The 14630-nt window shown below is 38.0% G+C and carries 14 protein-coding genes and 1 tRNA gene; 12 read left to right on the plus strand and 3 right to left on the minus strand.

What is annotated here, in order from left to right; all coding sequences use genetic code 11:
* Positions 1-35: 35 nt before the first annotated feature.
* Complete coding sequence (locus BMY50_RS21235; RefSeq protein ID WP_093328901.1) at positions 36-743, minus strand: SAM-dependent methyltransferase; 708 nt, start codon at positions 741-743, stop codon at positions 36-38.
* 58 nt (positions 744-801) lie between these two features.
* Between BMY50_RS21235 and BMY50_RS21240 the strand changes: the two genes are divergently transcribed.
* Both BMY50_RS21240 and BMY50_RS21245 read left to right on the plus strand, forming a co-directional pair.
* Positions 802-1137: an MGMT family protein gene (locus BMY50_RS21240; RefSeq protein ID WP_093328770.1), complete on the plus strand. Its 336-nt coding sequence runs from the start codon at positions 802-804 to the stop codon at positions 1135-1137.
* Entirely contained in the window at positions 1134-1685 is a 552-nt protein-coding gene (locus tag BMY50_RS21245; RefSeq protein WP_093328772.1) for a DNA-3-methyladenine glycosylase I, read from the plus strand. The genes BMY50_RS21240 and BMY50_RS21245 overlap by 4 nt, the downstream gene beginning before the upstream one ends.
* Before the next feature lie 30 nt (positions 1686-1715).
* On the opposite strand, the gene BMY50_RS21250 is transcribed toward BMY50_RS21245, so the two are convergent.
* The gene (locus tag BMY50_RS21250) at positions 1716-3011 is read right to left on the minus strand and encodes an NAD(P)/FAD-dependent oxidoreductase (RefSeq protein WP_093328775.1); all 1296 of its coding nucleotides are present in this window, start codon (positions 3009-3011) and stop codon (positions 1716-1718) included.
* 321 nt (positions 3012-3332) lie between these two features.
* On the opposite strand from BMY50_RS21250, the gene BMY50_RS21255 reads away from it, so the two are divergent.
* Positions 3333-4781: an amidohydrolase family protein gene (locus BMY50_RS21255; RefSeq protein WP_093328904.1), complete on the plus strand. Its 1449-nt coding sequence runs from the start codon at positions 3333-3335 to the stop codon at positions 4779-4781.
* Positions 4782-4943: 162 nt separating this feature from the next.
* On the opposite strand, the gene BMY50_RS21260 is transcribed toward BMY50_RS21255, so the two are convergent.
* Positions 4944-5015: transfer RNA gene (locus BMY50_RS21260), tRNA-Arg, on the minus strand.
* Positions 5016-5596: 581 nt separating this feature from the next.
* Here BMY50_RS21260 and BMY50_RS21265 point away from each other — a divergent pair.
* The 9 genes from BMY50_RS21265 (at position 5597) to cysS (ending at position 14529) form a co-directional block, all read left to right on the plus strand.
* Positions 5597-6235, plus strand: coding sequence for a peroxiredoxin (locus BMY50_RS21265; protein WP_093328778.1), 639 nt, complete (start codon positions 5597-5599; stop codon positions 6233-6235).
* Between the two features lie 6 nt (positions 6236-6241).
* Positions 6242-6556 (plus strand): thioredoxin family protein, encoded by a 315-nt coding sequence (locus BMY50_RS21270; protein WP_093328781.1) that lies wholly within the window; start codon positions 6242-6244, stop codon positions 6554-6556.
* The gene (locus BMY50_RS21275; RefSeq protein ID WP_093328784.1) at positions 6537-6797 is read left to right on the plus strand and encodes a DUF6952 family protein; all 261 of its coding nucleotides are present in this window, start codon (positions 6537-6539) and stop codon (positions 6795-6797) included. Before BMY50_RS21270 ends, BMY50_RS21275 begins: the two co-directional genes overlap by 20 nt.
* Positions 6798-7177: 380 nt before the next feature.
* A complete protein-coding gene (locus BMY50_RS21280) occupies positions 7178-8218 on the plus strand; it encodes a threonine aldolase family protein (RefSeq protein ID WP_093328787.1) in 1041 nt (346 codons plus the stop codon).
* Positions 8219-8229: 11 nt separating this feature from the next.
* Positions 8230-10101, plus strand: coding sequence for a DNA mismatch repair endonuclease MutL (gene mutL, locus BMY50_RS21285; RefSeq protein WP_093328790.1), 1872 nt, complete (start codon positions 8230-8232; stop codon positions 10099-10101).
* A gap of 15 nt (positions 10102-10116) precedes the next feature.
* Positions 10117-10872 carry a rhomboid family intramembrane serine protease gene (locus BMY50_RS21290; protein WP_093328792.1) on the plus strand — a complete coding sequence of 252 codons (756 nt, stop codon included), beginning with the start codon at positions 10117-10119 and terminating at the stop codon, positions 10870-10872.
* Between the two features lie 28 nt (positions 10873-10900).
* Positions 10901-11752 carry a rhomboid family intramembrane serine protease gene (locus BMY50_RS21295; protein ID WP_093328794.1) on the plus strand — a complete coding sequence of 284 codons (852 nt, stop codon included), beginning with the start codon at positions 10901-10903 and terminating at the stop codon, positions 11750-11752.
* Positions 11753-11763: 11 nt separating this feature from the next.
* Positions 11764-12894: an endonuclease/exonuclease/phosphatase family protein gene (locus tag BMY50_RS21300; protein WP_093328797.1), complete on the plus strand. Its 1131-nt coding sequence runs from the start codon at positions 11764-11766 to the stop codon at positions 12892-12894.
* A gap of 171 nt (positions 12895-13065) precedes the next feature.
* Positions 13066-14529, plus strand: coding sequence for a cysteine--tRNA ligase (gene cysS, locus BMY50_RS21305; protein ID WP_093328800.1), 1464 nt, complete (start codon positions 13066-13068; stop codon positions 14527-14529).
* Positions 14530-14630: the final 101 nt, after the last annotated feature.

The raw sequence follows: 14630 nt of genomic DNA on the forward strand, positions 1-14630 counted from the left end.
AATCTGCACTTGAACGCCAAACCTTCCTTTCCACATTAAAGAATCAGAAAGATTGCTGGCTTCTTGTGCAGATCCACTTTTCGTTTTCTCCATTGCGCTATGGTTTCCGTAATAATAAACTCATCTAACGAGGTAATATTACAAGCAACACATAATTTGGTTTTCGGAGAACAAACTTTCAATACTTCCTCCAATAGTTGATTATTCCTGAAAGGTGTTTCCATAAAAAGCTGCGTTTGCAGACTACGCTGGGCAGCTAGCTCTAATTCCTTAATTTTCCTTCCTCTAGCCGCCTTATCAATAGGCAAGTAACCATGAAAAGCAAAACTCTGCCCATTTAATCCGGAAGCCATTAATGCTAAAATCATTGAATTTGGCCCAACCAAAGGCCTTACTTTAATACCTAATCGATGCGCTTCCGCTACGATATCTGCCCCCGGATCTGCAATGCCCGGACAACCTGCCTCACTCATTAACCCTACGCTTCTCCCCGCCAATAACCCTTCAAAAAAATCTGTTAAATTATATTTATTTCTGGCATGTTTTCCATAATCATGTATAATCAAATCATGCTGCGGAATTGTTAAGCCAGCTTGTTTTAAGAATTTCCTTGCTGTTTTTTCATTTTCTACGATATATTCTTTTATTTCATTTATCACTTCCTTAAGAAATGGGGTATAAGATGCCTCGGCAGCATCTTCCGACAAGGGCACCGGCAAGAGATATAATGTTCCTTTCAACATACGCAAATATGCACTTTTTGGAGAGATTTTTACTACTTTAGCCAAGCAATAGAACGACATGGAGGATTTAAATTTCTATGAAAGTGTTTATGCCCTTGTAAGACAGATTCCGGAAGGAAGGGTTACTTCTTACGGTGCCATAGCCCGTGCACTAGGTAGAGAGGGATCAGCCAGAATAGTTGGTTATGCAATGGGAAATGCTGGAAAGGCTAATCCGCCAGTTCCAGCACATAGAGTACTGAATAGCAAAGGGCAATTAAGTGCGAAGGCGGCCTTCGGCCATCCCGACCTTATGCAACAATTACTCGAAAATGAAGGGGTAAAAATCAACAATGATCGGGTAGTTAACTTTAAATCTGTGTTTTGGGATCCTTTAACAGAAGAACTTATATGAAACGCTGTGGGTGGTGCGGAAATGACCCTCTTTACATGGATTACCATGATAAAGAATGGGGAAAAAAAGTAAGGGATGATAAAACCTTATTCGAATTTTTAATATTGGAATCAGCTCAGGCCGGATTAAGCTGGATTACCATATTGAGAAAGAGAGAAGGGTATAAACAGAACTTTGCAGATTTCGATGTAGAAGAAGTAGCTAACTTTAGAGAAGAAGATATTGAAAGAATAATGCAGGATCCAGGCATTATTCGTAATCGAGCAAAAGTGAAGGCTGCCATCACAAATGCGCAGATTTTTAGAAAGATTCAAGAAGAACATGGATCATTTTTTAATTATCTATATTCTTTTATGCCTAACAAAGAAACCATCAGTAACCATGTAATAGAATACAAAAATTTTATGACCACTTCACCGCAATCGGATGCGATCGCAAAAGATCTAAAGAAAAGAGGTATGAAATTTTTTGGAAGCACCATTTGCTACGCCTATATGCAGGCTGTGGGGATGGTTAACGATCACGAAAAGGACTGCGCTTTTAAATAATACTATCTCCAGGTGGATTAACAGCTTTTGCTAAACTATGGGATAACTATCTTTCTTACTACTTTTTGAAATACTTCCAACAATCCCTTTAAGCATTGCTTTTATTATTACACTTTTGGGCGCCCAGTTCTTTGGTGCAATCTCTCTTGTTAACAATTTAGAAAATTGTTTCAAATAATTCTCATTGGTTAGCAACCACCTCATTGGCCCTTTAATTACTGCAGGTGAAGGCTGAGAGAATAATTCACGTTTTAAACGACTAATTGTTTCCTGAAACATGGCGTGTGTTTGATTGTAAATTTCAGCATCATATCCTTGCATTGCTTGGTTCCAGCTGAGTGTGCCAGCATGCCATGCAAGTAATTGTTTAGCCAATATTTTCGCGCCTAACAATGCGTCGTAAATCCCTTGGCCATCGTAAGAATCCTTTTGATGATAGGCATCGCCAACCAAAACCCAACCCGCTCCATAAGCTTGCCTGTAAAGATTGGGAACATTTTTAATCCCACTGAGCGCTGAAACCTGTTTAGCACTGATAAGCCGGCGATACACTTGAGGATAACTTTTTAATTTTTCCAGGTACCATTTTTCTACTCCCTCTTTTGCCTCAAAAAAATCATGTCGGCATTGCACCAGAACTCCTGTCAAATTATTTCCGGCTGGGATTAAGATAAAACTGAAACCATCACATCCAGTATGTATCTGAATCCAGTTCTTTCCTTCGTATTCATAAGGAAGCACATTTTCCCAATAAGCATAGTAAACGGTGGTATTAAATGCGCTCACCTCCTCCGTAACCTTTGCTTCCATCTTACGCGCTACCAAGCTATTCCGCCCATCTGCACCTACAACAGCTCTCCCATAAATTTTTTGTTCCTCCTCTCCTCTGAATCGGCCTAAAACGCCAATCATTTCACCTTTTTCATCTTTTAAAATATCTCGAACAGCAAAGCCTTCCAACCGTTCTACATTTGAAAAACGGCTGAGGTTGTCCCATAAAGCTTTATCAAAAACTTTTCTATTAAGTCCATAAACATAATTTTTCCCACTCTCTGTCGGCATTTTGACGAATGTTCTGAAATAAGTAGACATTTCGAGTGATGCTCCTGCCATTTGACTTCCAGGTAGTGTGTAAATATTTTCCTGCACCCCTATCTCCTCCATTAACTTTATTCCACTACTAAAAAACAAAGGGCAAGAAACAACCTTTGTCTCCATTACACGATCTTTCTCCACAATTGCAATTTTTAAGCCGGTAGATGCTAAGCGGGCAGCCAAGCTTGCCCCTGCAGGTTTCCCACCAATGATGATTAAATCAAATTCCATATGAGATTATAAAAAGTGTATTTTAGCTGTGTTTATAATAAAGAGGGCCATTCGTCATTCACCGAATTCATTTAGCCTATAGTTAATCCCAGAGCAAATCTATATAAAAAACACCGTTGACTGATCGATCTATAACAAAAAAAACGAAAACATATTGATTTCAAGCACTTTAAGCACAACCAAGTAATTATGTGGTGGGCCAGCAGTATTGAAAATTTTCCCCTTTTATAAAAGATCGGATTATTTAGCGTTTGATTATATTTGTTCTAATTGATGGGTAGTAATGCCGTCCATAATCTTTATAGTTCCAAATAAATGAATATGCTTCGAGACCATTTGAACCACTGTATTGCAGCTCTTTTAGTATCGATCTCATCGCTTTTTTATAGCTGCCAAAACCTATCTAGGCCTTCTGGTAATTCCCGTTTTCAGTCCCTCAAAGAGCAGCGATTATTTGTAATCGAGCATGTCAATTTAATCCCGATGACTTCAGGAAATGACATCATTAACAACGCTACTATAGTAATCAGGGATAACAAAATTACATCGATAAATGGACCTATACCCGATTCTGCCCAGGTTATAGATGGGCGTGGGAAATGGTTAATACCCGGTCTCATTGATATGCATGTTCACAACCTGGCAAGCACTGGCTTCGGAACCAACTACCCAACCAAAGCAGCCAATTTTTTTATAGATACGCAAGATTTCATGATACTTTATGTCGCAAATGGAGTGACTACAGCCTTTGAATTGAGCGGAAGGGCCGAACACTTTGGCCAACGGAATGAGATTGCCCAAGGAAAGGTTATCGGTCCACGCATTGCTTTAGCCGCATTGATCGATGGAGGTCATGCTACCGGTATGATCGCTAATACCCCTTCTGATGGACGACAAATAGTCCGTGTTGCTAAGGGTATGGGCTTTGAATTTATAAAAGTCTACTCAAGTCTTGATGCCGAAACCTTTAAAGCCATCGTTGACGAAGCAGCAAAGGGCGAGATGAAGGTAGTTGGGCACATACCAAATGCCTTTCAGGGCAAATTGCAGGAGGCCTTTGTTCCCAATTTCGATCTGGTTGCCCATGCCGAAGAATTCGCTAAACAGACTAAGGATTACAGTGACAGAGATGCAGCACATTTCGCACAGCTTGCCAAAACAAATGGTACCTGGCTATCTCCCACCTTGATCACAATGGTACGTATTGCCCAGCAGGCCCGTACGCTAGACAGTATCCGTAATTTGCCCTATCTAGCCTACGTTCATCCACTTATGCAAAGCAAATGGTTAACTTCTAATCAATATAACCGCGGTACCAATGCAAAGCGTATTGACTACTTTGACCAGTTGGTTGAATTTCATAATAAACTCGTAAAAGCATTTAAAGCCGCGGGTGTTCCGATTCTTGCTGGCACGGATGCCGGTACTTCAGGAGTAGTATGGGGTTATGCACTACACGATGAACTGGAGCTACTTGTTAAAGCCGGCTTAAGCCCCCAAGAGGCACTAGCCTCAGCTACCCGACTTCCCGCAGCCTGGTTGCAGATCAGTGATAAAGTGGGAACGATTGAAGTGGGAAAATTTGCTGACCTTGTTTTACTTGAGGCAAACCCTTTAGTGAACATTGGAAATACCAGAAAAATTGCTGGCGTTTTTTTTAATGGCAAATGGGTTAGTAAAGACATAATCGATACCAAGCTTTCGGAATTATCTATTCAAAACCAAGCAAATAAGGATAAATTTGATTGGCAAAAAAGAAATGAGCAGTAGTGCGGGTAAAATGATTAAAATCGCCATTAATTGAATTTATTCCGCTGCTTGGGCTAACATTGATGATGATCCAAATGACATTTTGCACAAAATACAAGATGATGGTTATGAACCAATCAAAAAAGAGGCAAAATAATAGGATGCTATTCTTTGCCTCTTTCGTAGCCCCGACGGGAATCGAACCCATATCTAAAGTTTAGGAAACTTCTATTCTATCCGTTGAACTACAGGGCCAATTTGGAACGCAAACTTAGACAAATTTCCTTTTATATGCAATTGATAAAAAGAATTCCTGATATTCAAAGAATAATATTAAAGAGTAATATTAAGGTGTATATTTTATGACGGTCACTTTTTCATATGACAATCTTTTTATATTTCAACATTGCTCGTCCTCATGCAAAGATATCTTAATCTGGCGATGAAGATAAGACACTATTATAGCTAATTTTTGGATGAGTCCATAGTGAGTCCGTGTTAAGTCCGTTATGAGTCTGTATTTTAAGTTGAAAATATGGAATTATATTGCATAGATATTCGATTATATACCTTATAATGTAGGACTTTGTATTTTGTTGTTATCCACTTAGCATTCGAAATCCTTACTGCTGTTAATGGCATAAAACAGTAGAGGAGCATATTAAAACGGCTCAGAAACAGGAAAGGTCTACTAAAAGGCGCCCCCTCAGTATTTTTATTTATAATATCACAGCCTTGTAAATATAGTTTTTATTTATACCATATAAGAAAATAAGATACTTTAACCTTTTAGAAACCCTTATCTTTGCAACATCAAAAACGAAAAAATATTTAATATGAGCTTAGTAGGTAAAAAATTTCCGAATCTTACAATTGACGCCATGGACCACATGGGAGATGATTTAAGAATTAATGTATTAGAAGAAGCTACGAAAAGAGGTAAAAAGGTGTTGCTATTTTGGTATCCAAAAGATTTTACTTTCGTTTGTCCTACAGAACTGCATGCATTTCAAGAAGCATTGCCTGAATTTGAAAAAAGAAATACGATCGTAATCGGAGCCTCATGCGATACTAACGAAGTGCACTTTGCTTGGTTAAACACCTCAAAAGATAATGGCGGAATAGAAGGAGTAACATATCCCATCCTAGCAGACACTACCCGTAATCTTGCCAATGTTTTAGGCATTTTAGATATTCAAAAAGCTGCTTATGACGAAGAATTGGATTCTTTAATTGTGGAAGGCTCTAACGTTACTTTTAGGGCTACGTACCTAGTAGACGAAGACGGAAAAGTATTCCACGAAAGTGTAAACGATATGCCTTTAGGAAGAAATGTAAAAGAATATATCCGTTTAATTGATGCTTATTCACACGTTCAAAAATTTGGAGAAGTTTGCCCTGCCAACTGGGAAGAAGGTAAGCAGGCTATGAATGCTAACCGCGAAGGAGTGGCTAGCTACTTATCCGCAAATTAATCTGATATGTTACAAGAATTAGAACAAGATAATTTAGCAGCTATTGTAAACGAAAATGATGTTGTATTGGTACAATATGCAGCGTCATGGTGCGGTAACTGTAAAATTATGAAACCAAAATTTAAAAAACTGGCTTCAGACAATGAAAAAATTCCATTTGTTATAGTGGATGCAGAAAAACTTCCTGAATCTAGAAAATTAGCGAATGTTAACAATTTACCGACATTTGCGGCGTTCAGAGGTGGTAAACTCATCAATCAAATACAAACAAACAAACTGGATGCCTTAACACAATTAGTAAATGAAGTTACCAATAATTAAGCATTTAACAACGTTTATCGAGGAAAACGATGAAGACTATGTTTTAGAAGCAATAGAAACATTAGAATCTTTAACAGAAGTCTCTTCCTTAAAAGATGAAGAGTTGGATGTAATCGGTGAGTTAATCTCCAATATGTATGGCGCTATCGAAGTTAATAAATTAGTTCGAGAAGAAGGCCTGGATAAAAAGGAAGCACTTAATACCTTTATGAAAAGAGTATTAGGTTCTATTGACAAATAAAACTTCAATCAAAGAAAGAGCAAGTAATATTAATTATTTGCTCTTTCTATTAAAACACCTTTTATAACCCCTCCAAATTTCAACTGTCACGCCTTCAACGTTTTCCACAAAAACATGTTGAAAACCTTCTTATTTGTTGAAAACTAATTTATTTAAAAAAAATAATTTCCGTAAATTTACTAATGTTAAAGGTTAATACTTTAAGTCGCTTTTTTAAACAGCTAATAGTATATTCTAACGCAGTGATGTGTCATGCAATGAAGCCAGCTTAAAGACCAAGATTTTTTAATTGTTAATTTACAAAGACCGCCGATATAACATTTCGGCGGTCTTTGTGTTAAGTCGCTTTTGGGTTACCTTTGAACAAAAAATTAACGTTCATGAAATCATTTGCTAGCGACAACTATGCAGGAGCTATTCCTGAGGTAATAGAAGCCTTAGTAGCTGAAAACAAATCTCACAAGCCCGCTTACGGTAATGATAGCACCACAAAACTATTAGAAGATACATTATCCTCATTATTAGAGATACCATTTAAAATGCACTTGGTTTTTAATGGAACAGGGGCAAATCTTTTCGGCTTAAGTTGTACAATACTTCCCTATAGTGCAATACTTTGCGCTGAAACCGCTCATATATATGTAGACGAATCTACTGCACCGGAAACGCTTATGGGGTGTCGATTAATACCCCTTTCTGTTGACGATAGGGGAAAGCTCACTATGGACGTCATTACAAGGTCAATAAAAAGACAAGGAGATTTACATCATCCACAAGCAACTACCTTGAGCATTGCACAGCCAACTGAATACGGCACGCTTTACACCTTGGAAGAATTACAACAAATCAGAGCTATTACCGCCCAGCATGGCATTTTGCTACATATTGATGGGGCTAGAATTTTTACTGCCGCTACGGCCCTTGGCTGTGAGTTAAAAGATATAATTGTCGCCAGCGGTGCAGATGTTATATCCATCGGCGGGACGAAAGCCGGCATGCTTTACGGAGAGGCTGTTCTTATCCTTAATCAAAAATGTATGGAGCACAGCTCATTTCTCCACAAGAGAAGCATGCAATTAGCTTCCAAAAACCGCTTTATAGCTGCACAGTTTTTGGCCTTGCTACAGCATTGGAAAACGTATAGTGCCACAGCAATAAATAAAACGAAACAGTTAGAAGAATTGCTTAAAAAGTATGCTTCCATCAAATTAACAAAGCCAGTGGAGGCTAATGCTATTTTTGCACGTTTCCCCCCCTCATGGATAAAGCCTCTCCAAGAAATAGCCTCTTTTTATATTTGGGAAGAAGCAAGTCATGAAGTTAGGCTAATGTGTTCATTTGATACGACAGAAGAAGAGTTAGAGAGATTTGACAAGAAGCTTGCACAGCTAAATAAAGATAGTGTCATATCAAATTCGTAAATTCGCAGGGTATGTCTGATATCATTAAATTACTGCCCGATGCAGTAGCTAATCAAATTGCGGCTGGCGAGGTAGTGCAACGCCCGGCATCTGCAGTTAAAGAACTGATAGAGAACGCTATCGATGCTGGTGCTGATAAAATTCAACTGATAATAAAAGATGCCGGGAAAACATTGATCCAGGTAATCGATAATGGTTGTGGTATGAGTATTACAGATGCCCGCCTTTGTTTTGAACGGCATGCCACCTCAAAAATACGAAAAGCTGAAGATCTTTTTGCGATACGTACGATGGGTTTTAGAGGAGAAGCGATGGCATCAATTGCCGCAATTGCCCATGTAGAACTTAAAACGAGAAGGCACGAGGATGAGCTAGGAACTTGTATTGTTATCGAAGGCACACAAATAACCAGTCAGGAACCGATAGCCGCTGCTCCGGGCACAAGTATTTCTATTAAAAATCTTTTTTTTAACACCCCTGCCCGCCGCAATTTCTTAAAAAGCAATCCTGTAGAGATGCGGCACATTATAGAGGAATTTCAACGTGTGGCGTTGGCACATCCAAAAATTTTCTTCAGTTTACATAGTGATGGAAACGAAATGTTCCATCTTCCAGCCGAAGGATTAAAGCAACGGATCATTCATATTTTTGGAAATAATTATAACCAACGCTTGGTACCTGTAGAAGAATCGACAACGATCATCAACTTAAATGGGTTTATTGGTAAACCCGAATATGCCAAGAAAACAAGGGGAGAGCAGTATTTTTTTGTCAACAACCGATTTATAAAAGACCCTTATCTTAACCATGCGGTGCTGAATGCTTATGACGAGATTCTTCCCGCAGAAAGTTTTCCATTATACGTGTTATTTATCGAGATTGAACCTGCCCAAATTGATATTAATGTACATCCTACTAAAACCGAAATTAAATATCAAGATGAAAAATCGATCTATGCTATCATTCGTTCGGCAGTTAAACGTTCTCTTGGAAAGTATAATATTACGCCAAGTTTAGACTTTAACCAAGAGACAGGCTTTAGCCACATGATTTCTCAGAAAAAAACGGAAGATATCATACCCCCAACGATCAACTTTAATCCCCAATTTAACCCTTTCGACATAGGTAATAACCAACCGAAAGAAAGACATAGCAACTACACTGAATCCTTTGAAAAAAAGATTGGTGGAATTCCTCAAAATTGGGACACTTTATATGAAATTGCACATAAAACAAATAGTCAGCAGCTAACATTCGATTCAGCGAACAAACAAGAACCGTTAAATACGGTTGATGAACAACAAGAGAAACCAGCTGGAAAAACCATATTTCAATTACATAACCGCTTTATTTTATCGCAGATAAGATCTGGATTTATGTTAATTGACCAACAAGCGGCCCATGAGCGCATTTTATTTGAACGCTTCCTACAACAATTGGAAAACCATCAAGGGGCGAGCCAACAAAGCTTATTTCCGCAAACAATTCACTTAAATACAGCTGATTTTGAGCTTATCAATGACTTGCTTCCGGATATCCATGCATTAGGTTTCCAGATAAGGGCTTTTGGCAAAAATACCTTTGTCGTGGAGGGCATTCCTGCCGACATTGGTTCTGGTATCAGCGAATCTCAAGTTTTAGAGCAATTGTTAGAGGCATATAAAAATAATCAAAATGAGTTAAAATTAAATAAAAGGGAAAACCTCGCCAGAAGTCTGGCGCGAAATGCTTCTATAAAAGCAGGAACAGCGCTCGGCCCGGATGAGATGAACGATATAATTGATAAGCTTTTTGCCTGCACAAGTCCGAATATTTCTTTGAGCGGTAAACCCATAATTATTACCTTTACCCTGAAGGAGCTTTTAGAGAAATTTGAAAAATAACCTGATATAATAGATATGCTAAATAATCCATCCTCCCCGTTTGGCGGATTACCTCCTGTAATAAAGAACTTGCTTATAGCAAACATCATTTGTTTTATAGGCGCAAACTTTCTGTTTAAGTATGCGTACACCATATTTCCTGTATATTATTTAGACTCACCTATGTTTCATTGGTGGCAGCCTATCAGTTACATGTTCATGCATGGAAACATAGCAAGAGGTGGTTTGGCGCATATATTTTTCAATATGTTTGCGTTATTTATGTTTGGGCCCATTTTAGAAAGGATTATGGGGTCCAAAAGATTTATTTATTTTTATCTTATAACCGGTCTAGGAGCCCTGGCTCTCCAATTTGCGGTGCAGGCATTTGAAATCTTTCAAATTACAGGTTCTATATCTGCTAAAAGTATTCTTGACTTTGATATGGAAACCGGCATGGTAAGAAGTAAAATTGACGGCTTATCGCAAGCAAATTTCAACACCTTGACCTCCATATATTTTACGCCAATGGTTGGGGCCTCGGGTGCTATCTTCGGTTTATTAGTAGCTTTTGGCTATCTATTTCCTAACACTGAGCTATATTTAATGTTTATTCCCATACCCATAAAAGCTAAAATATTTATTCCTATTTATATTGTGTTGGAGTTATTTTTGGGTGTATCAAAATTTGCCGGCGACTCCGTTGCACATTTCGCGCACTTGGGCGGAGCCCTGTTCGGTTTTATATTAATCAAAATTTGGGGTATAAAAAGACCCGGATTTTGGAGTTGAGTTCACAATTAGACATTAGTTAATATTTATGAAGAAATCTTTTTTAGGCGAATTGTATTATAAAGCATTCCAATCAGGCAATAAGCTTAACTTCTTTATAGCGATTAATACCCTTATTTTTTTATTGCTAGGCATTCTTGTACTGGTAGATTTTTTTGCTAGAACTGGAATTGCCCCTTTATTGTTGAGACAGCTTGCGCTGCCCGCAGATCTAGGTGCTCTTTTATATAAGCCTTGGACTATTCTGACATATATGTTTACGCAGCAAGATTTTTTCCACTTTCTGTTTAACATGCTTTGGCTTTATTGGATCGGAATAATCTTTCTAGACTTCCTTAATAACAGACAATTGACCTTCACCTATATTGCAGGCGGGTTAACTGGAGGAATTATTTTTCTCATTCTATATCAATTCATTCCTGCATTCCAAGCCCAACAGGCAATTCTTATAGGTTCATCAGGAAGTGTTTATGCTGTGGTTATCGCTACAGCAACACTGGTTCCGGACTATACCATTCGCATGCTTTTTTTCGGCAATGTTCGCTTAAAATATCTGGCCGCTGCCTTCATCGTATTGAATATCCTAGGGTTGGCCGGCAACAACATTGGCGGAAACCTTGCGCATCTTGGTGGTGGACTTTTTGGATTTCTTTATATTATTCAACTTAGAAGAGGAAATGATTGGAGCAAACTATTTAAAGCTAGAAATAAAAAACTGAGAGTTATAAAAAATGAAAAAGGCCCAAAGGGTAAAACACCCTTTACCAATCAAGAATATATTGATAGTATATTGGATAAAATCTCACAGTCAGGCTATAATAGCCTAAGCAAAGCAGAAAAAGAGGCTTTGTTTAATGCAGGAAAACAGGATCAGGACTAAACTGTAAACGCATGCCGCCCCGTAAAAAAAAGAAAAAAACAGGCTCGCTCACATGGGTAATTTTAGGGGTTAATCTATTATGCGTAATGGCGTTGCTACTTAGTTATTTGGCTCCGTACATTAATCCTAATACTTTTTGGCCGATTGCCTTTTTTGGGATTGCTTATCCATTACTGCTGCTGCTTAATATGCTATTTATAATCTTTTGGACTATAAAACGCTCAAAATATTTAGCTCTTTCTTTACTTTTTATTCTAGTTGGATACGCCCCCTTGAAAAAACACTTTGGCCTTCATGCGGCACCTGAAGAAAAAGTTATTAAACATCCTGATTCCTCTTCTATTCGAGTACTTACTTATAACATACATTTATTCCGACGGGAAGATAGCGATGTTCAACCGAAAACAAAAGAAGAGGTTACTGAACTTATCAAATCGGTCTCTCCCGATATAGTTTGTTTACAGGAGTTTTATACCCGAAAAAAGGGCAAGCATAATATCAAACGGCAAATGACAGCGTCTTTAGGTCTACCATTCAGCTATTTCCATCCAGTTATCGAGAATGAATATGAGGCCTATGGACTCATTATACTGTCACGTTACCCTATCAAAAACGCCGGCTCAATTCCGGCTTATAAAGGAAAGAGGACTTTAAATGAGGTAATCTATACCGACATAGTAAAAGACGGACGGTCATTTCGGGTCTATAATATTCATCTTCAATCTATAGGCTTCCAGCCACAGGATTATGCCTTTGTAAAAGATGTTCAAAAACGTGCCTTTGAACCCGACAATGTGGCTTCAACTAAGAGGATAGGTGGTCGGTTAAAAAGAGCGTTTTTAGAACGTAGCATACAGGCTAAACATGTAAAAGAAGATATAGACCGATGTCGAAAACCCTTTATAATTACAGGAGATTTTAACGATACTCCCTTATCTTATGCTGTTAATACCATTTCAAGTAATTTGAATAATAGTTTTAGCGAAAAGGGGAGCGGTTGGGGCGTTACATATAATGGGGATTTTCCAAATTTTCAGATCGACTATATTCTGTCTTCAAAAAATTTTGAAGTCAGAAACTATCAAATTCTAAAAAAGAAATTATCAGACCATTATGCCGTTTGGAGCGATTTAAAATTATAATGTGATTATCTTTGATTTACACATTTTGGTAATAAAATCACCATATAAACGCATATACGCAGAGTAACGAGTTTATTACGAATGAAATTATTAAATTCGCAACTTGAATAGCGGTACGACCTTGTTAAAAAATAATCATTCAAGTTCTTACAGGAAAAACTACATTTACGAATGGATAGCAAATTAGTCATTTACAACACACTTAGCAGAAGAAAAGAGCTTTTTGAACCCATCAATCCCCCTTTAGTAGGCTTATATGTATGCGGTCCTACTGTGTATAGTGATGTTCATTTAGGCAATTGCCGTACATTTGTTTCGTTCGATCTCATCTTTCGATATCTACTATATCTCGGCTATAAGGTACGTTATGTCCGTAATATCACAGACGCCGGTCACCTCGAAGGTGACCGTGATGAAGGTGATGACAAGTTTGCAAAAAAGGCTAAGCTGGAGCAATTGGAGCCAATGGAAATTGTTCAAAAATACACACTAGGCTTCCACGACGTACTCCGTTTGTTTAACACTTTACCGCCAAGTATTGAACCAACAGCTACCGGTCATATATCTGAACAGATTGAGATGGTGAAGCAAATTATTGAAAACGGTTATGCCTACGAGGTAAATGGTACTGTATACTTTGATGTTGAAAAATACAGCCAAACCAACGACTATACTTTGCTTACAAACAGGCAGTTAGAAGACATGCTGAACAATACGCGCGAACTCGGGGGGCAAGATGAAAAAAAAGGAAGATTGGATTTTGCACTTTGGATTAAGGCTAAACCTGAGCATATCATGCGCTGGCCATCCCCTTGGGGTATTGGATTTCCAGGCTGGCATATAGAATGTTCGGCCATGAGCAATAAATATTTAGGAAATCAGTTCGACATTCACGGAGGAGGAATGGACTTAGCGGCTACTCATCATACAAACGAAATAGCGCAATCTCAAGCCTGCAATCAAACTGCACCGGCAAAATATTGGATGCACACCAACATGTTAACGGTAAATGGTGCACGTATGTCAAAGTCAGCAGGAAACGGTTTCCTTCCTCATGAGCTCTTTTCCGGTAATCATCCACTGTTAAATCGTGGTTATGCCCCTATGTCCGTACGCTTTTTTATGCTTCAGGCACATTATAGAAGCACGTTAGACTTCTCTAATGAAGCATTAGAAGCATCCGATAAAGGATATAAAAGATTAATGAATGCAATTGCGCTACTTCCGAAACTAAAGGCCTCCAACACATCGGAAGTTAATATTGCGGAAATAAAAGATAGATGCATACAAGCTATGGATGATGACTTTAATAGCCCAATACTTATTGCCGAGCTATTCGAAGTAGTACGTATTATAAATAGCGTTTATGATGGCAAAACCAAAATTGACTTGAAAGGACTAGAGCAGTTACATTTATTAATCAATGACTTCGTCTATAACATATTGGGACTAAAGGAAGACAGTGCTGAAAATAATGGAGATTTAGAGAAGCTCATGGACTTTCTTATCAAATTACGTCATGAAGCTAAGATTGCTAAAGACTATTCGACATCCGATTTGATACGTAATAGCTTGCAGGAAATTGGTTTTCAATTAAAAGATAGTAAAGAGGGGACTATCTGGAGTAAATCCTGATTAAAATTGAATCATTTATAGTATTATCTCTAAACAAGTAGATATAAATTTACTTGACACCCTCGCAAATTTATTTTTTTGATAAAAGCGAAGTATTGTTA

Source organism: Olivibacter domesticus (genome assembly GCF_900109575.1).
Classification (GTDB): domain Bacteria; phylum Bacteroidota; class Bacteroidia; order Sphingobacteriales; family Sphingobacteriaceae; genus Olivibacter; species Olivibacter domesticus.